This is a genomic window from Parasphingomonas halimpatiens (genome assembly GCF_036663795.1).
In the GTDB taxonomy this organism is placed as follows: domain Bacteria; phylum Pseudomonadota; class Alphaproteobacteria; order Sphingomonadales; family Sphingomonadaceae; genus Sphingomonas.
On record NZ_JAXOJP010000020.1, the window covers coordinates 50,981 to 68,093 of the forward strand.

The following is a 17,113-nucleotide window of genomic DNA, read 5'->3' on the forward strand; positions in this document are numbered from 1 at the left end:
CCTCATGAGTATTTCTCATGCCGGTCGCTGTTCCTTCCTGGTGGCAACGAGCTTTGGCTTGCTGGTCGCTGCGTGCAGCCAATCGCAGGACAAGGCTGTTAGCTCGAACGAGGCCGCAATTGCGGCCGAGCCGGCGATGATGCCGTCTTCGGACCCGTTGCTGAATCAGGCGCGCGAGGTCTTCAAGCCAATCCCGATCAGCGCGCCCGAACTGCCCGGCAACCCTGCGACTGCGCCGAAGATCGCGCTCGGGAAGATGCTGTATTTCGATCCTCGCCTGTCGGTCACGCATTCGATCAGTTGCGCTTCCTGTCACAATGTCGGCCTCGGTGGCGCCGACAATTCGCCGACATCGGCCGGTTTCCACGGCGCGCGCGGTGGGCGCAATTCGCCCACGGTCTTCAACGCGGTCTTCAATTTCGCGCAGTTCTGGGACGGCCGGTCCAGGGACCTTGAGGAACAGGCGGGCGGCCCCCTCGTCAACCCGGTAGAAATGGCCTCACCCAAGCAGCACGTCGCCGAACAGCTGGCGGCGCTGCCGGGATATCACGACGCCTTCGCTCTCGCCTTTCCCGGCGATCCAAACCCGGTGTCGCTGGCCAATGCGCAAAAGGCCATCGCGGTGTTCGAGGCGACGCTCATCACGCCGAATGCACCATTCGACCGCTATTTGCGCGGCGATACGGCAGCACTCGATGCCAATCAGAAGGCCGGCCTGAGCCTGTTCATGAACAAGGGGTGCACTGCCTGTCACGCCGGCGTCAATCTCGGCGGATCCATGTACGCGAAGTTCGGCCTGGTCGCCGCGCCCGACGTCAAATATCGCCCGGTCGCCGACAAGGGGCGCAGCGCGATCACCGGCAAGGCAGCCGACGACTATTTCTTCAAGGTGCCGACCCTGCGCAACATCGCGCTCACAGCGCCCTATTTCCATACCGGATCGGAGCAGGACCTGGCGAAGGCCGTCGACGTCATGGCAAAGGTGCAACTGGGACAGGATTTGACGAAGATCGAGACCGATCAGCTGGTGGCGTTCCTGAGCACGCAGACCGGAGATCAGCCCAGGATCGAAGCGCCGCAACTGCCCGCAAGCGATGCACGGTCGCCGCTACCCGACAAATAGGGCGGCGTTGCGCCACCGCTACCATCGTTTCCGGAGGACAAAGCCGGCACCGTGCATCGTGGCGAGGACCCAGAGCGCGTCGATCGCGCGGACCTTGCGGCGCAGATTGCCGACATAGGCGTCGACCAGTGTGTGTCGCTCGCCTCCAGGCCGCCTCGAGGATCTGGTCTCGGTTGACCGTTGCGCCATCGATCAGCGCCCCTTGGTGCTACATCTATCCCTCCCGGTCTCCCCATGGCCCTGCGCAGCGTTCTGTTTGCTCGTTCGCATTCCCGAGGCACCGTGAGAATACGTATCGCCGCGGTGACAGCGCAATTGTAGATGCTCGAATAACGAACGGCTTGGCGCTTTTGGACTCCGCGTCTCGGCAATCGCACTGCTCTTGTCGGGCAGTGGCCATTCTGGACGTGAGGGAAGATTGGTCAGGCGATGAACGATATTCTTCCGGCCGATCTGCCACGATTTATGACCCGGCCGACCCGCTTCCTGTTCTTCACGGGCAAGGGAGGCGTGGGCAAGACTTCGGTCGCCTGCGCGGCGGCCCTGTCGCTTGCCGACTGTGGCAAGTCGGTCCTGCTGGTCAGCACCGATCCGGCATCCAATCTCGACGAGATACTGGATGTACCGCTGACGGATCACCCGGTCGCGGTGCCCAACGCTGACCGTCTGGACGTCCTGAATATCGATCCGACGGCTGCGGCCGAGGCGTATCGCGCGCGCGTGCTGGCTCAGATGGACGCCAAGACAAGCGCGCAGGAACTCGACACTGTTCGCGAACAACTTTCCGGGGCGTGTACCACCGAGATCGCGGCGTTCGACGAATTCGTCGGACGCCTCGCCGATGAAGACGGTGGCTATGATCACATCGTCTTCGATACTGCGCCGACGGGGCATACGCTTCGGCTGCTCAGCCTGCCCAAGGCGTGGAGCGGTTTCCTGGCGGACAACGATCAGGGTGCGTCATGTCTGGGGCCGCATTCGGGACTCAAGACGCAGGAGCAGCGCTTCAGAGTGGCAATGGCGGCATTGTGTGATCCAGCGGTCACGACCGTCATCCTCGTGACTCGGCCGGAACGTGGGGCGATCGCCGAAGCTGGCAGGACCTCGAGTGAGTTGCGCGTGCTTGGACTCGGCAATCAGCACCTGGTCGTGAACGGCCTGTTCCACGCCGGCGACCCGTCAGATGCAACAGCCCAGTCATTGGAAGCCCAAGGGCAGCATGCGCTCGCTGAAATGCCGGCTGTGCTTCGGACTCTTTCGCGCGACGACATCCCGCTGCGGCCCTTCGAGATGATGGGCCTGGATGCGCTGCGCTTGTTGTTGCGGTCTGGCCCCTTGCCTGCGAGCCATGCCTTACCCGCGATCGCCGCGCCATGGGTCGGCGACCTGCCGGGCCTCGATCGACTGATCGACCTGCTCGCAGCGGACGGCAAGGGGCTGATCATGGTTATGGGGAAAGGTGGTGTGGGCAAGACCACCATCGCCGCAGCCATAGCGCTTGGGCTGGTCGAGCGTGGCCATGGCGTCCATCTGAGCACGACCGATCCCGCCGCTCACCTTGAGATGACGATGGCCGGGAATGTCCCGGGTCTCCTTGTCGACCGCATCGATCCGAAAGCGGAAACCGACCGCTACATCGCCAAGATCATGGAACAGCGAGGCAGCACGCTCGATGCTCAAGGGCAAGCGCTGCTACGTGAGGATCTGGCCTCGCCCTGCACGGAGGAGGTCGCCGTCTTCCATGCCTTCTCGCATATTGTTGCCGAGGCCCGCAGCGCGTTCGTCGTACTCGACACGGCACCCACTGGGCACAGTCTGCTGCTCATGGACGCCACTGGCGCCTACCACCGACAGATGACGCGACAATCGGCTTTGCACACCCTTGGGGGCCGCATCACCACGCCGCTGATGCGGCTCCAGGATCCAGACTATACGCGGATCCTGCTGGTCACCCTCGCCGAAACCACGCCGGTGTCGCAGGCCAGTGCGCTGCAGGACGATCTGCGGCGCGCGCAAATCGAACCCTATGCCTGGATCATCAACAAGAGCCTGCTGGCGGCCGGCTCAGACGATACGCTGCTGCGCCAGCGGCTCGTGGGAGAGCGGAAACAAATCGATCGCATCCGCGGCGTGATGGCGAAGAAGCTCTTCTTCGTGCCGTGGCAGGCAACGCCTCCGGTTGGCGTTACCGCGCTCGAAGAGCTCGCACATGATCGTTCCACCCACAACGATCAGCCGCCGCAACTCTCTGAGGCAATGTAGCGGACGATATCGTGCTCCACTCGGTACGACATAGGGCCTGAAGCTCAACGGCTTCTGGGCCTGCTGGCCGGACTGTTCTTCGCGAACGTGTAGTTCATCCGCCGATGGCGGCCACCGGAGGACGTCACTTGGAGATAGAGTTGGCCTGAATCGCCGAGGCGGTAGGACTCTTTTTCCGTGATTTGTCGGCTCTAATTCGATCACCATTAAGCGTTACGCTCTCTCCGATACCATGCAATCCGGAGTCGATGCCATGGATTTTGCCATGGGAACCATACGGATGCCTGCGGACTCACGCGCACCACGCGGCGCCACAAATGGCGCGCTTTATTAACAATTACAATGATTTGCGAGCGTTCACGCACTGCTGCGTTCTCAGTTTTGGCGGAGCGGGAGGGATACCAGAATTCCCGCTAGACTACTGATATTACGTATGTTTCTGAGCGGAGCTTGGGCGCGTGCCCACACTTTACCCCACACAAACGCAAACTATTCTGATCGGACGGAACGGGAAGCCTGTTTGCTGCGCCATGGCCATGAAGGCGTCCCGCGAGCTAGTGCTGCACCGCTATCTTCGGAATATCGGATGTCAGCTGAGCCTGACATAGGTCCGACACGGGCCTTCGCTAATCGAAAAGATAGGTGTCGTTCATCGCAGCGTTGGGTGAGAAGCGGGGGCCGATGTACCGCAGCTCGTTCTCTTCCAGCGGGATAGAGTCGAGTCGATCAAAAACGGCATTTATTCGGTCGCATTGGCCCTGGTTCAGATAGAATTCAAGGTCCGCTAGGCGATTTCGCGGCTTGTGAAAATCGTCGAGCGTGGACGCCTCAAGCGCCTCGACTGCCTCTTCGATCACACTGCTCTGGATACGCGGCCGCAGCAGTGGGATGACATCCAGCGTTCGGTCCTCCGACATGATTATCGCGACCCGTGGCGCGGCCCCGGCAGCGACATAGCGGACCCCCGAATTGTAGCGCGCGCCCCGAGATGGCGTGCAGAGCGCATTCGCTTCGCCATCGAGAATGACGCCGATCGCGTGACAGACTCCATCCGGCGTTACTAAGATCGTGCCGTCAATCCGGGACGCTCGATTGAGAAGCGTAGGCGTCAGCGGTGTAGGCGCGATGCGAGTTCCCTGCCCCGCTAGGCGCTCCGCCTCCGTTTTCGCGTCCCGTCCAATTATGATCATGCTTCCGTGCGGCTGGCTATTCATCTCAATCACGGCGGTCTGATGGATCTTCAGCGCTTCGTCAGTCATTTCCGGGAAGAGTCGGAGAAGCGTGTCCGCGAACCTTTCGCGATCGATCGCGTCGCGGGGCAAGGCCGGCTTGCCGAAGCGGCAATGAAGCATCGTTGTGTCACCGCGCCGGAACAGCCATTCGTGCTGATCGACAAAGTCTACGTGGAAAATCGGCGAGCCGCCGCCGACGTGGCCTAAGCCAAACGCATGCTCGTAGCTCGCGATCAGCGGCGTCTCACGCGTCGACATTTCCAGTAACTTACGAATCCATCGCGTCTGTCGAAGGCTAACGGGCTCTGCGAAGAGTGTGACATACTCGATCCGCGGATCATCGATTTTCGCGATAACTAGGCGCCCGCTGCCACGCTCCCCTTCGTATGGTAGCTGCGAGAGCTGCGTGAATAAATCGAAGGCGTCCGTCATCACGTACTCGCCGGGGATAATCGATACGCGCATGAAGGATTCCGCGGCGGCTGTTACGAGCTCCCTGGCGCTGCGCATGCCTTCGCCGTTGGCGTCGGAAACCGTGAGCGCTTGCCCCACTTCGCCCAGAATTGCGCTGATGCATCGAAGGGCGAAGTTTGTTTCGGTCGTCCTCCCCAACCATTCGGAAACGATGGTCGGATACACGGAAAGTGCTGTTTTCGGCACTTGGATAGCGCAGACAACGTAGTGCTTTTCCACAAGCACGGCGGTGCTACAGAATGTCTTGAGACCAAGGTCGGCATCGGCCTGATCGAGCATATCACGCACTGCGTCGGAAAGAGCGTCCCGCAGGATGCGCTCCGGCTTTTCCGCCATAATCCGCGCGTGCGAATAGAACATGTTGCGATCGGGATGTTGCTGCCGTTTCCGCTCGATAGCGGCGGAAAGACCTTCGAACATATCGACGGTCCAGCGACCTTTCTCCGGCTCGATACAGAGCGGATGAGCGTCCTCGATGCCTTCTCGGCGAATGCCCACTAGAAGGACGCCTGGCTCTGCCTTGATACCAATCTCTTCAAAGGCGCGCTGAGCGAGAAGCTCGACGCTGATGCGGAAATGTTCCTGCCACCCCCAGATGAACAGGTGAATTAGCTTTTGGGCCATCAAGCGTTCGCAGCCATCATTGACTGTTCCAGTAGGCGATCGTCAACTTAAGATATTCTTCGAGCTTCTCCCCGCGCCAGGTGACGGGCGAGGTCGGGTTAAGCAGATAGTACATCTCGTTCGCACAAAGTAGCTTGGCTCGATCGCATGACGTCAGCCAATTGAGTGCGCCTGCAATCGTCTGTTGATAGCTTTGACCGAACGTCGCATTGGGCACGTTGTAGAGCATGCCCTCAAGAAAATATGAGGGTGCGAGATCCAATGAAATTGAGCTTTTGGCGATCATCGCGTTTCGCATATTTTTGAGTATACGGACGCTCGGCTTAAACCAACCACCCGTTGCCTGATGCTTTGTCGTGCAGTTCGCCGAGTGTTGCTTCGGATAGTTGACGATCTTGGCACTTTCCGAGGTCCAGAAGACCAGGCCCTCGGCGTACCGCTGGTCGGTACCGGATTTGAACCGAAAGTATCTACGCCACTGAGCCGCTACCAGAACATCCGCATCGCGGCGGGAGCCGTTACCTTCGATGAAGATCGCCTTCCCTCCCGGATTTACGGCGCCTCCAAACTTCTTAACGAGCTGAGCTGTCACCGCTGCCTTGAAGTCGGAATGGCCGTACGTGGCATTTGCGAAATGGCTGTCATTCGCCACGCGCTCGGCATCATCAAGGTCGGATAGGTCTCGATAGAACGTTTCGTTTAGGCGGATCACCACGTCCACATCGCTGTCGGCGTAGATATTCGTATCGTTTCCGTAGGACCCCTGAAGGAATATCTCGTAATTCCTGGCCGCATACGACGCATCACTCGCCTCAAGGGCTCCGCGGACTGTTGCGTAAGTCGCCTGAGACTGGGAGATCGAGCCCTGCTTCGCCCAAATATCGAGTTGCGCTTCTGAGACAGTCATCGTTCTATTTCAGCAGTTCAGTGATCAATTTCTCGCGAACCGCAAAGGATTCTGCCCCACGCTGGGTGAGCAGATTGAGTTTGCGGAGGTCATGCTCGAATAGGTCGGTAGCCATCTCCGGCTGATGGAATGTATCGCTGATACGGACCGTGGGCACGTCCTGAAAAAGAATGCTCCTGAGCTGATCCATCGACTGGGTATTGATTTCAAGGGTCTTCTGAAGGAGCTGAACGCTCTGGAGATACTTTGCCCACCGCATCATCGACAAGAACGGCGCCTTCGGCTGCGGATAGATTCCGACCCCCACAGAAAGCAGCCGAATGTCCTGGGGTTCGATCCTGACCGCGGCGATGGCATCGGCAATGGCGTAGAGTGAAGGGTTGTTAGCGCAGTACCCGCCGTCCGCTAGTTCGATCTTATCTCCGTGCGCGGTGACGACGGTCCTTCGCTCGAAAAAGGGGTAAGCCGAGCACGATGCAACCACCGCGTCAGCCATCTTGACCCCGAAACCAGCGACGAAAGTGCCGACTCGCCCATGGGCCTGCGCGACCGAACCCTTGAAAATCATAGGCCGCTCGATCATCCACTTCGTGGCGACAATTCCGAGCCCGGTCTTGACCTGATCAAATCCCACATTGCCATAGACCTCGGTGGCGAGGTCGCTAAGCGCGGCAGTCTTGGCGGCCATCCCGCTCGCCTTCATCACCTTCACGACGTGCTCCGCGTACAGCTCGCGTATCTCCGCGACAGTACGGCCAAGCGCAATCAACGACGCGATGATAGCGCCCGTGCTGGTTCCGAAGACAAGATCGAATGCTTCGTGGAGCGGTTTGCCGAGATGGGCCTCGACCTCCCGCAGAACTCCGAGTGTATAAAAGCCCTTCGCGCCGCCGCCATCCAAGCTCAGGATGCGGTATGGTACCCCGGCCTTGGCCCTCGATTCTTCGTCAATTTGGGTATTCATGAAGGCAAGGTAAGAGTTCGTCACAAAATCACAACAAGATTGGACTGCGATGAGATACTTTTTACATGCCTCTGCAGACATTCGCGATCGACGGGATGGCCAGACCCGACGTTGAGCAATCGCCCACCGCCTTAATCCCCACGGAGCGCGTGACCTTTCCAAACGAAATCATCCGAACCTCAGAGGCGCAAATATCTAGAGGCGTGGCGGCGTCTTTCGTATTTTTGTCGCCCGTACGGTCCGGCAGCAACGGCATGCGGAGAACCGGGCACCACCTCCATCATCCGCATCTGAATGATAGCGAGGTGTCAGGAGCACTTTTGCTTTATGCCGAGCAAACCATTCACCACCGAGCCTCGAACTCCTTCATAGCATCTCCTTGAAGTTTAGTACTCAACGCAGTGATCATGGCTCCCGCGCGGGCATCATCCACTTCGCTGATCTCAGCAGCATCACGCATTACACGCCGAAACTCTGAGTCCCGTATTCCGGTGGACAGTCTAATTCCCAGAGCGGACGGAAAAATGGTGGCGTAGCTTTGATGAACCTCAGCAAGCTTCGGAGCCATTGCGATATAATTCAGCAAGAACTCCGGCCGCATCATAAACAGCCTACCTCCGTGCTTACGAACAGTTGCAATGGCGGCTCGTCGTACCTTGCTGTCCTGTGTTAGCCACCAAGTCTTAAATCCGAATGGGTTGCCCGGGCTATTCTCGTGTCCTTCACGCCGGCGACTGTAGACACGAAGCACCTGCAAGGCATCGTTGTAATCTAGTATGTCACTGGCATCCTTCGCCTTGGCCCCACGTTCTTTTGCCTTCTGAATAGCAGTCGTGAGATCTTCCAACTCGGCCGTGTCGACATTTGCCAAGGATACATCGCGAGCTTCGTACGTAAGCCCGAATTTCTGCATCAAATAGTGCGCAAGTTCACTATCGCCGCGATTGGCTCGAACGTCGGCAAAGTTACAAAACTGTGAAATATATGAGCGCCAATTTTTGGGAGGGCGCACACCTTCGGCGGGTAGAAGTTTGGCGTAGAAGTACGATCTGATCAAAATGCGATCAATGTACTCAACGAAGTCACTTTTTATATGATTTTCATTATTAGCGTAAACATTCTCGAACTCAAACATCTGGCCGCGGATATGGGTTGCGACTTCTTCAACTGTCGTTTGAGTCAAAATTAGCTCTGATCCCGCAGACCTAAGTATTTTTAGTAGATTTACGGTCGTCTGCGACGAATCCGACAGGAATGTCTCGGAAAGGGCGCGGACAATGACGTCCGATCCGACATATAAATTGAAGCTCCCTGCCATTGAGCTGAAATACTCAATGATCTTAGGTTCACTCTTAAGAAGCAAAAGAAGAACATATGTGCGACTTAGTTTGCCGAGGTACAGGCGCTCGACCTCCGTTGACATATAAAACGCACCCCTGAGCACCATCAACGCGTGACGCCGAATCGCCGATTTAGTTTCTCCTACTTCTCCTAGGCTATCTATGATCTTAGTTGCGATGTCCGCAACGTCGGTGAACATCTCATCGTCGACATCAGCGTTGGTAACGAACTGGGCCATTTTGAGACCTTGATGCTCAAAAACTTTTTCTTACGTAGAATGACACACCGAAACTATTTTACCTCTAAGATCATCAATATCTTCGATCGACCTTTCGGATAATCGATCCTCGAACACACAGGAAACGCGCATCTTGATAAGATCATCGTCGGCATTCTCAATCGCTACCGTCGTACGAGTTTCGAAAGGTAGGCAATATTGGCCCGTTTTTCGATAAACACGGACCTGTCGGCCGCCAGGTGCGTCCTTTGATGCTAGTACGTTCAGGCGACGATCAAAGACACTGCGGATGAAATCTTTAGCGGCAGGAAGTGCAGCTTCAATCCGCTCCATGATCTGCTTTCGGCCTAGTAGTATCCCCTTATCCGGATCCGTTTCTCTAAGAGCCCATATTATCAAACTATCCGAAATCGATTCTACCATAGGAGATCGTGAGCTCCTATTCTCGACCTCTTGACGAAGAAAGACAGCAAGCGTGCGATCCGAATGAGCCGATACGTTCCTGCCGATCTCCGAATTGCCGGGCGTATACTTTTCGGAAATTGATGGTTGCAGGTAGCTGAAGAATGCCCCTTGAGTGGCCATGTTGGAGTTTATGTATATTTCAATATACTTACCATCACGGATCGCGATCTTGCAGCCAAGTTCGCAGCTTAGCAATTCTTCGTCTTTATCTATGTCGGGTACTGTGCGCGATGTTATATAAGTTAGGACCTTGGGAGCCCGCCCGTATTCGCGGAGTCTGTGAATTGTTTGCCTTATTTTTTGACGCGTTGTTGCTTGTTTTGAGACTTGGATGAAGCTCGTGGCGGCTTCATCCACGAAAATCTCGGGGTCACCCAAGCCGCGATCGAACCCCTCCGCACCGCCATCGTGCACCCCCCCGAGAGGGATGAATTCGCGATCTTGTATTGCCCCGTAGAAAGTTTGAGCGAAACGCTCAAAATTCGCGGTGTCTACGGCCTCTAGAGCTGCGGCGACGAGTCGTTGGTCGATCATGGTTGCGGTGTACCCGAGACCTGAGTCGTAAGTATCGGTCTTTTCTGACCGGAGGGCGGCAATGCCCCCGCTGATAGGGGTGAATGTTCAGGCAACGTGGCTCCGCCAAAGCCGGCGTAGCTCTCATGCCTTTCCGGCGATCAGCCAAACTGCGGCGAACAGCAACGCAGCCATAGCACCGCCTGCAATCGCCGCGATCCAAAAACCACGCTCCGCCCGCCTAACCGGATCTGTCACCATTCGGGCGTATTCGGGGTCATCAAGAAACCGATAGAGACGGCTTCGCCACTCATTGCGGAGTGTCGCCTGCAACTGAAGATATTGCGCGCCACTCGCGATAACGCTTGCGACATATAGGGCAAGCACAACAGATAGAACAATCGCGGCAGCCGGCGCCCAGGTGCTCGTCGCGGGCACAGTCAGTCGAGCTACGATGATCCCGAGGTTTGCGACGACCGAGCCGGTAATTGCCGTCGCGAGACCGCGAGTAGTATCGGCTAGCCGGCCGGTCTCATCTGATACAGCTTTGCGGAGTTCGCCCAACGCTTTGAGCGTATCGCGACTCTGTTGCGTAATTCCAAAACTATACGCGATGCGCGCACCCTCGAACGCGGACGCCGTGATGGCTGCGAGGTCCGTGGCATCCCCACCCCTAAGCGCAGTCCGCGCAATTTCGGCCGCAACCAGGACATGGCGGTTCTCGACCTCGCGCGGATTGTCGAATACCCAAAGCGCGACGCGTTCGATCGCCTCGATCCCGGCCGCCTCGACAAGGGGTCCGACATCTGGTGAAAAGCGCGTCACTGGGGGCCCACGGAATAGAAGCCGGCCAGTTGGCTCGATCTCGTCGGCAAGCGCTTGACCGAGGTGCTCCACTGCCATCCTGCGCCATGGCTCAATTCCGCGGCCACTGATTGATACACTAGGATCACGAAGCAGCCAGCGGCCCAGATCATCGGGGAAGCGCGCGCCATCATCGAGCACTCGGACTACGTTGCGCGGCGAGTGCGGCAACTCTTGCGGGATACTGACAACCGAGTCGCCCCATGGCCCGTATCGAATACTCAAGGTATCGAACGCTGCGTTGAGGCCATGAACCCATAGCCGCGGAGTGAGGTCGGCGCGTTTAAGAGCGGCCTCTAGGCCAGTTCGGGTGAGTATGGCTTCGACGCCGTCTGGCACCCCGGGTTTGCGAACGCGAAGCGTAATGTCTTGATCCTCGTCCTCGATCTGGTTTGCTTCCATTACGCCGCCTTGATCCGATATCTGCACGTCGTCCCAGGCTGCGGCGGCGAGCAGCGCGAGGATCTGTTTGGTCTCGCGCCCCAACAGACGATAGAGTGCCAGCCCGTCACGCGTCTCGGTTAGCGCGACCCTGCCATCCGCGAGCAGCGCTTCGAGCGCGTCAGCGAGTGCGGATCGCAACCGTGTCATTTTCTACAAGCTCCCGCGAGGTTCGAACTGTGAACACATCGCCTTCGGCAGTCTCTTGATGGAAAACCGTCCGGCCTAGCTCTTCCTCCGGAAATTCCAGGCGAACGTCTTCCGCAGTCCGCACTTTTCGCCTCGGCTGCACGTCAAGCGTGCCAGGGTCCGGACGAAACGCGACATCGGTTAAGTTTCCGCGCTTAAGCTTACTGCGAGTCACCCGCTCGATTTGCGCAATAACTTCCTCGTCGTGCGGCCGCTCAGCGCCGTGCAGAACCGCGTCAACGACATCGTCGTTAGTGATGATACCGCGGCCTTGTAGCGCCTGCTTGGCTCGTGCAAGAGCCGCGCCGACATTGCGGTTAGGTAGGTAATCGCGAACACCCTGAAATGAGCTGCGAAGTGCCTCGTTGAGGCGCGCGCTCAGCTCTTCAGTCGAGCGCGCGCGCGAAACACCGAGAAAATTTTCGAAATAGTCGGTAAGATCAGGGGCCTCTGCCATACGGTCGGTCGCCGATACCAGCTCCTCGACATTGCCACCTCTGTAGCGAGCGAGACAGAATTTCTGAACGGCCCGCCTTTCTTTGACAAAAGCCTGTATGATCTCACGAAGTACGTTTTGACCGTCCTTTTGAGCCAGTTCGACGACCGCGCGGTAGTCATATTTGATGAGCGCATAGAGAGTGTCGTCGTCGATAGAGGTGGCAATTTGGAAGACGAAAAAGGCGCCTGGTGTACTCTGAGGCGCATGATCGTGCGAAAATAACCGCGCCAGCTCCTGTCCGCCGGCCTCAAAGTCGATTGCGCCGCTGCCCATCTGTCGGAGCACCGGTTGGACATTAGAATGCTCAGTGAAGCGATGAACGGCCGAAGCTGCCTGCTCAATTATCCTCGCCCGAAAGAAAACCTCTTGCTGAACTTGGGTTTCGGGCTCGCGCTTAAACTCAATTTGCTTGCCGATAAGATGGATTATCATCCGTTCAACGCGTAAAGAGTCTATCTCCGCTTCGGATAAAAAACTCACAATTTCCTCCCCAGTGTCAGTTGTGATCATGAGCAATCTTGCGCCCATTGCCAATAGGTACTCTTAAACCAACACCAAACTGACTGGAACGTGGGGGCCCCCACTCTTATGGTGCCCATCGGCTACCTGTTTAACATTCGTAACGGCCGCGCGCGAGACTGCGTCCAATATTGCGCGGCCTTGATCGCAGTCTTCCGAGGCTTCAAGCGATCATCGCCGATCTGCAGACGCTCGGGGTTTGGGCTGACCTTATTCCGAAATCCGGGCAAACGAACATGTGCCGCCATCAAGGTCCGTATTCTGGCTGCGCAGACGCGATCATGCGCTCGCCCGCGCGTTTCTGATTTGTCCCCATCGTGCGTGCAGCCATCCACTCCGGCACATGCCAACTGGTCGGAAGTGACCTCGCGACCGCGCCCGGCAGGATCGACATCAGCAACATCCCGCCGACCGCGCCACTTGCGCTCGCCCAAATGACCCGTTGCCATTGACGATCCGCCGCCTGCCCTCGCTCGACAATGCCGTCAATCCGGCCGATCGACCGCGATAAAGCGTCGCGTGTCTCCTGCAACAGCGCGCGATCCTCGGCGCGGGCATCGACGCTCGCTTTGACGATCTCTGCAACGAGCGCGGCCGGTGATAGGCGAACCGCCGGGCTCTTTTCGATACGCTGGATGCCGCCTGCCGCCGCTTGCAGGGCTTCGGTCATCTCGCCAAGCGTCACACTGTAATCCGGTATCCGCTCGCGGGCGGCGGTAAGCCCTTCGACCGCAGCGCGGATAAGGCTCACCTCGACGCGCTGCGCGTCGAACGCCTGGGTGAAGTCTTCAATCGGGTTGGTTTGGTTCGAATCGTCGGTCATGATTCGCGCTTACAGGCCCAGCCCGCGACTCCGCGAGAGGGCGGGTACTTGCTGGAGGTCATGGGACAAAGATGCGCCACTCAGCTTGCCGATTCCGAGTTCTTTCACGCGATTTCGAAGCAGCGACTCGAGCTGGGGATCGCGGTGAAGGCTCTTGGCCATGTCGGTCATGCTTTCCTTCACTCGGTGGGCGGCGTCATAGTCACCAGTGCGATCGAGCCTTTGCAGCTTCCGCACCTTCTGCTGCCAATCGGCGACGAACTGATCAGCACGTTGTGTTGCGCCGATCCGTACTTCGGCCTCAAGCGCCATCGCTCGAATCGCCGCAGCGGTCTTGCCGATGGCGGCCTGGTCGACCAGTCCAAGATCGGCATTCATGGCGCTGCGTAGATCGTGCGCAGCGTCCGGCCGCACGGCGTTGAGCGCCCTGCCGGCTTCGGTAAAGGCGATCTTCTGGTGCGGCAACTCCGGCAGGTTAGCCTTGCGCATGCGCAGGATATCTGCAGCGGCGCGCGCATAGCGCTCGACAGCCTTGTCGAGCGGGGTCGGCTGGGGCTCGATCGCCGGCGCCGGCTTGATCCTGATCCCGGCGAACGGATTGCGTGGCGGCGGCCGTTGCTGCGCGCGCGCCGGCTCGGGCACTTGCCGATAGTCCGACGCCATGTCCTTTCCACGCTCGCGCGACAGCGCGCGAACCAGCTTGCTCCGATCGGCGAAGTCGTCACGGCTATAATGGAGATCAACGCTGTCGCGGTGCCGCGACAGCGCGACATAGGCAGCGTGGCGGTCGAGCCCCGGCGTCGCCAGCACATGGACCCGATCGACGGTTACCCCTTGCGACTTGTGCACGGTCGCCGCGTAGCCGTGATCGATGTTCGCATAATCCTTCACGTCGAAGGCGACCGATCGACCGTCATCGAGCATCACCGCCATCCGGGATTGCGTGACAGACTGCACTTGCCCGAGCGTGCCATTCTTCACGCCAAGGCTGCGCTCGTTATTCAGGAACATGACGCGGTCTCCGGTGGCGAACTGCCGCTCGCCGCGTTCGGCGCGCACCGCGACGTCCTCACCAAGCGCGCCGCCTGCGCGCAGCCGTTCGCGCGCAGCGATGTTGAGGGCCCGGACCTCGTCATTGGTGTGGGTGAGGATGATCCGCGTCGCGCCTGGCGAGGAGCCGCGGTCGCGCTCCCAGCGATCGATCAGCTCGCCCCTCGCCTGATCGCGCGTTTCGGCGGCGTGAATGCGTCCGCGCTCATCATAGGAAGCGATTGCCTCGGGCGTCCGCCCGGTAGCGAGCTGCCGGGTCGCGTCGCGCTGCCAGTCGTCGCGCTGGCGGCGGATCTCGGTAATCTCGACGCCGCCGTGACGCTCGGCAGTCGCGCGGAACGCAGCGCCCGCCTCGATCGCCTGAAGCTGCTCGGGATCGCCGACCAGGACGACCTTCGCCCCGCGCTTCTCAGCTTCGCTGATGACGCGCTCCATCTGGCGCGTACCGATCATCCCGGCCTCATCGATCACCAGCACATCGCGGTTGGTCAGCAGTTCGCGACCCTGACCCCATTGATGCTCCATGCTTGCGATCGTGCGCGATGCGATGCCGGAACCAGTTTCGAGATTCTCGGCGGCGATGCCCGACAGCGCGATGCCGTGAACGGAATAGCCCGCCCCTTCCCATGCCTCGCGCGCGATACCGAGCATCGCCGACTTGCCAGTGCCGGCATAGCCGACGACGACACCGAGACCCTTTGCATCGGTGACATGCTCGTACGCGCTGCGCTGCTCGGAAGAGAGGAACATGCCCCGCGCCGCCGCCCGCGCCAGCGCGGTGTCGCGGTAGCGATCGGCTACGGCGTGGTGATCGCGATTCGCCATCGCGCCGGTCGCGCGCTCAAGCCGCTGTTCAGTCTCGATCATCGCACGGCTGGTGAAACGCTGATCGCCGCGCCCATCTGTGCCGAGCGCGACCAGCTCGGGGGCGGCCTTCACCGCCGCCATCACCCGGTCGAACTGCTCCTTCCCGTCGCTATGTCGGTGGACGAACATCGCGAGGTCGCGGTTGGTGAACGTGGATTGCTGGTGCGTGATCGCGTCGAGGGCGAGCGCGGGATTTGCCAGCAGCTTTTCGCCGTTCGCGCGGGCGATGGCCTGGTGCTCTTCGAGCCGCTCGGACTCCAGCCCCTGCGCCGCCAAACGCGACGCCGCCGGCCCGATCTTGTGCTGCGGCTCGAGCTCGATCCCCTGAGCCTCAAGCGAGCGGTGATCGATCCTCGCGTCGATATCGAGCTGGGCTAGCCGCTCGTTGACGTGCTCGCTCCAGCGCTCTCGCCATTTCTCCAACAAGTCGGTGCGGTTCCAGCCGCGGTTCTTCTTGCCGAACCCGTCCTCGCCCACTTCGCGCATCGTCAGCATCACATGCGCGTGCGGCTTCGGCATTCCGTCGGCGCCGACATCCCAATGCACGTTGAGATCGGCGATCATCCCGCGATCGACAAACTCTCGGGCAACGAAATCGCGGGCAAGCTCGATCCCCTGCTCCTTCGTCATCTCGCGCGGGATCGCGAACTCGATCTCGCGTGCGAGCTGCGCATCGATCCGTTTCTCGGCCGCCTCGACCTCGTTCCACAGTTTTTCGCGGTCGCCGAGTTCCTCGGGCGCGGCGTCCGGCAGCATCACTTCGGAATGGACGACGCCGGCCTTGTTCGAGAAGTCGTGGGTGCGGTCGAGGCGATCGTCGTGCAGCCGCGAGGCGGAACGATAGGCCGCCGATGCAAGGGCGCTTGATCCGGCAGCGCGGGAGATGACCTTGGCCGAGAAATGGTAGATTGCCATGACGGCGATCCAATTACACCAAGCTAGCCACGTCGGCACGACGTATAAGCGCGCCCTCGAAAGATTTCATCAATCTCGGGACGGCAAAGTCCCAAGAGATTTCAACAGATTGCGACTGATCGACCGAGTCGATAACTGGTCTGTTCTCATCACGCAACATGAGGACCGACCGATGCGTAAACCCCGCGATTTCGATGCCGAACTGAAGGCGCTGGGCGACAAGGCCAGACAGTTGAAGGACCGCAAAGTCCATCAACTGGGCGAGCTGGTGATTGCGACCGGTGCTGATGCGCTGCCTGTCGAACAGCTCGCGGGACTGCTGCTGTCCGGAGTCGAAGGCAAAGACGCCAATGCAAAGGAGGGATGGCGCAAGCGTGGTGTTGCTTTCTTTCAACGCACGACCGGCAACGCAGCTAACGGCGATTGTGGCAACGCGAACAGCGTTGCGTCGGGCGATAGCGGCACGGCACCGGCTCGAAGCCAGACGCGCCCGGACTGATACGCGGGCCTGGGTCGTGAAGCGCCGCGATAGGACGCGTCAGTTGATCGAGCTTGGCGGGCTGATCGCGAAGGCAGGCCTGATCGAACTGACCGATGACGACCGCGCAGTGATCCTTGGCGCACTTGCCGAAGCTGCGGCACGACTTCGAAGTGAGGACCGCGAACAGACGATTCTGCTCTGGCGAAGGCGCGGCAAGCGCATGTTCGAGAACAACGAGATCGGTTAAGCAGTTTCACCAGCCTCCGAGCATCGACTCGCGCGAAACATCCATTATGGATGTGACCGCCAAATGCAGCGCAAA

Annotated in this window: 13 protein-coding genes; 4 read left to right on the plus strand and 9 right to left on the minus strand. The window is 59.2% G+C overall.

Annotated elements, in window-relative coordinates:
* The first annotated feature begins 4 nt into the window (after positions 1–4).
* On the plus strand, positions 5–1,123 hold the full coding sequence (locus U1839_RS17950) for a cytochrome-c peroxidase (RefSeq protein ID WP_332804957.1): 1,119 nt from the start codon (positions 5–7) through the stop codon (positions 1,121–1,123).
* Positions 1,124–1,552: 429 nt separating this feature from the next.
* Positions 1,553–3,385 (plus strand): arsenical pump-driving ATPase, encoded by a 1,833-nt coding sequence (gene arsA, locus U1839_RS17955; protein ID WP_332804958.1) that lies wholly within the window; start codon positions 1,553–1,555, stop codon positions 3,383–3,385.
* A 626-nt stretch (positions 3,386–4,011) separates the two neighbouring features.
* Here arsA and U1839_RS17960 read toward each other — a convergent pair.
* The 9 genes from U1839_RS17960 to traA form a co-directional block, all read right to left on the minus strand.
* Positions 4,012–5,715: an anti-phage protein gene (locus tag U1839_RS17960; protein ID WP_332804984.1), complete on the minus strand. Its 1,704-nt coding sequence runs from the start codon at positions 5,713–5,715 to the stop codon at positions 4,012–4,014.
* Positions 5,716–5,731: 16 nt separating this feature from the next.
* Positions 5,732–6,622: an anti-phage nucleotidyltransferase gene (locus tag U1839_RS17965; protein ID WP_332804959.1), complete on the minus strand. Its 891-nt coding sequence runs from the start codon at positions 6,620–6,622 to the stop codon at positions 5,732–5,734.
* Between the two features lie 4 nt (positions 6,623–6,626).
* The gene (locus U1839_RS17970; RefSeq protein WP_332804960.1) at positions 6,627–7,586 is read right to left on the minus strand and encodes an anti-phage phospholipase; all 960 of its coding nucleotides are present in this window, start codon (positions 7,584–7,586) and stop codon (positions 6,627–6,629) included.
* A gap of 343 nt (positions 7,587–7,929) precedes the next feature.
* On the minus strand, positions 7,930–9,165 hold the full coding sequence (locus U1839_RS17975) for a hypothetical protein (RefSeq protein WP_332804961.1): 1,236 nt from the start codon (positions 9,163–9,165) through the stop codon (positions 7,930–7,932).
* A gap of 30 nt (positions 9,166–9,195) precedes the next feature.
* The gene (locus U1839_RS17980) at positions 9,196–10,164 is read right to left on the minus strand and encodes a hypothetical protein (protein ID WP_332804962.1); all 969 of its coding nucleotides are present in this window, start codon (positions 10,162–10,164) and stop codon (positions 9,196–9,198) included.
* Between the two features lie 123 nt (positions 10,165–10,287).
* Complete coding sequence (locus U1839_RS17985) at positions 10,288–11,598, minus strand: hypothetical protein (RefSeq protein WP_332804963.1); 1,311 nt, start codon at positions 11,596–11,598, stop codon at positions 10,288–10,290.
* On the minus strand, positions 11,570–12,646 hold the full coding sequence (locus tag U1839_RS17990) for a hypothetical protein (RefSeq protein ID WP_332804964.1): 1,077 nt from the start codon (positions 12,644–12,646) through the stop codon (positions 11,570–11,572). The genes U1839_RS17985 and U1839_RS17990 overlap by 29 nt, the downstream gene beginning before the upstream one ends.
* Positions 12,647–12,902: 256 nt before the next feature.
* On the minus strand, positions 12,903–13,478 hold the full coding sequence (locus U1839_RS17995; RefSeq protein WP_332804965.1) for a DUF6118 family protein: 576 nt from the start codon (positions 13,476–13,478) through the stop codon (positions 12,903–12,905).
* A 9-nt stretch (positions 13,479–13,487) separates the two neighbouring features.
* Positions 13,488–16,310, minus strand: a complete 2,823-nt coding sequence (gene traA / locus U1839_RS18000; protein WP_332804966.1) for a Ti-type conjugative transfer relaxase TraA — start codon at positions 16,308–16,310, stop codon at positions 13,488–13,490.
* Here traA and U1839_RS18005 point away from each other — a divergent pair.
* Positions 16,309–16,809: a conjugal transfer protein TraD gene (locus tag U1839_RS18005; RefSeq protein ID WP_443030635.1), complete on the plus strand. Its 501-nt coding sequence runs from the start codon at positions 16,309–16,311 to the stop codon at positions 16,807–16,809. The two genes, traA and U1839_RS18005, sit on opposite strands and share 2 nt — an antisense overlap.
* A gap of 16 nt (positions 16,810–16,825) precedes the next feature.
* Positions 16,826–17,038 (plus strand): conjugal transfer protein TraD, encoded by a 213-nt coding sequence (locus tag U1839_RS18010; protein ID WP_332804967.1) that lies wholly within the window; start codon positions 16,826–16,828, stop codon positions 17,036–17,038.
* Positions 17,039–17,113: the final 75 nt, after the last annotated feature.

What these genes read in the sequence shown, in the direction of transcription:
- U1839_RS17965 (WP_332804959.1), bottom strand. Translation starts at nt 6,622, where the DNA reads ATGACTGTCTCAGAAGCGCAACTCGATATTTGGGCGAAGCAGGGCTCG.
- U1839_RS18005 (WP_443030635.1), top strand. Translation starts at nt 16,309, where the DNA reads ATGACGGCGATCCAATTACACCAAGCTAGCCACGTCGGCACGACGTAT.
- U1839_RS17985 (WP_332804963.1), bottom strand. Translation starts at nt 11,598, where the DNA reads ATGACACGGTTGCGATCCGCACTCGCTGACGCGCTCGAAGCGCTGCTC.
- U1839_RS17970 (WP_332804960.1), bottom strand. Translation starts at nt 7,586, where the DNA reads ATGAATACCCAAATTGACGAAGAATCGAGGGCCAAGGCCGGGGTACCA.
- U1839_RS17990 (WP_332804964.1), bottom strand. Translation starts at nt 12,646, where the DNA reads ATGATCACAACTGACACTGGGGAGGAAATTGTGAGTTTTTTATCCGAA.
- arsA (WP_332804958.1), top strand. Translation starts at nt 1,553, where the DNA reads ATGAACGATATTCTTCCGGCCGATCTGCCACGATTTATGACCCGGCCG.
- U1839_RS17950 (WP_332804957.1), top strand. Translation starts at nt 5, where the DNA reads ATGAGTATTTCTCATGCCGGTCGCTGTTCCTTCCTGGTGGCAACGAGC.
- U1839_RS17995 (WP_332804965.1), bottom strand. Translation starts at nt 13,478, where the DNA reads ATGACCGACGATTCGAACCAAACCAACCCGATTGAAGACTTCACCCAG.
- U1839_RS17980 (WP_332804962.1), bottom strand. Translation starts at nt 10,164, where the DNA reads ATGATCGACCAACGACTCGTCGCCGCAGCTCTAGAGGCCGTAGACACC.
- U1839_RS17975 (WP_332804961.1), bottom strand. Translation starts at nt 9,165, where the DNA reads ATGGCCCAGTTCGTTACCAACGCTGATGTCGACGATGAGATGTTCACC.
- U1839_RS17960 (WP_332804984.1), bottom strand. Translation starts at nt 5,715, where the DNA reads ATGGCCCAAAAGCTAATTCACCTGTTCATCTGGGGGTGGCAGGAACAT.
- traA (WP_332804966.1), bottom strand. Translation starts at nt 16,310, where the DNA reads ATGGCAATCTACCATTTCTCGGCCAAGGTCATCTCCCGCGCTGCCGGA.